We start from the raw sequence: 1128 nt of genomic DNA on the forward strand, positions 1-1128 counted from the left end.
CTGGACCGTCAGGGTGACGGTCGAGCTGCTGGTCGTCTTGCCGTCGCTGACGGTGTAGGTGAAGCTGTCGGAGCCGGCATAGCCCGAAGCGGCGACATACTTGTAGGAGCCGTCGGCGGCGAGGGTGACCGTGCCGTGCGAGGGTCCGGCCTTGAGGCTGGCGGTCAGGGCGTCGCCGTCGGCGTCCTTGTCGTTCGACAGCACATTGCCGCTGACCGAGGCGCCCGCCGTCACGGTGGCCGTGTCGGACACCAGCTCCGGAGCGTGGTTGGTGTTGGCCGAACCGGCGGCCGCGGCGTTGATCGCCTTGACCGTGGCGGCCAGGTCGTTGGTGATGCCCATATAGAAGGTGATGGTGGTCGAGGCGCCCGCCTTCAGCGAGCCCAGGACGAAGTCGATGTTGATCGCGGTGTCGCCGCTGAGGGTGTAGCCGACGCCCTTGGCGCTGTCGTAGGCGGCTGCGGCGTACGGGTCCTTGTTTTCGAAACCGTAGGTCGACACCCGCGCACGCTCGTCGGCGGTATAGTAGAACAGCGGCGTGCTCGTGCCCGAGGCATAGGCCGCGATCAGGGCCCCGCCCGTGCTGTCGCCGCCCTGCTCAAGGATCTTGTTATTGGTGTTGAAGCTGGCGCCATGGTCGGGGTCGATCGAGCGCATGTAGCGCAGGTTGTCCAGCGCGGCGCTCGACAGGTTGGTCAGGGTGATCTCGACCTTGACGTACTTGGCGTCGTCGCTCAGCGAGAAAACCTGGTTGACCTTGACCTTCTCGGTCGTGGTGCCGGTCCAGCCGGCCGCGGCCGTACCGCTTTCCGACAGGTTCGTGGTCTGGCCGCCGGTGATCTGCACCGTGCCGGCCCGCTCGCTATTGGTCTTCACATAGCGCGTACCGCCGATCTCGTAGCCCAGCGAGAAGCTTTCCACCGGCGTGCCGGCCAGCATCGCATCACGCGTGGCGGCCTTGCCCGTGCCGAAGCCGTCGGTGTCGCCCACCATGCCCAGGCGGATGTAGCCGTTGACCGCGTCCGTCACGAAACCCGTCGGCGCCGTCGAACGGCTGCCCAGCGTGCCGCTGCTGTTCAACGCCAGGTCCAGATAAGTGCCGCCCAGGAAGATCTCCTGCCCGACCAT

1 protein-coding gene is annotated in these 1128 nt (G+C 66.7%); it reads right to left on the bottom strand.

Going from position 1 to position 1128, the window contains the following annotated elements:
• The coding region (locus tag I4Q42_RS25800) for an Ig-like domain-containing protein (RefSeq protein ID WP_198578970.1) at positions 1–1128 on the bottom strand (1128 nt) is incomplete at both ends.

The sequence above is a fragment of the Caulobacter hibisci genome (genome assembly GCF_016135805.1).
Classification (GTDB): Bacteria; Pseudomonadota; Alphaproteobacteria; order Caulobacterales; family Caulobacteraceae; genus Caulobacter; species Caulobacter hibisci.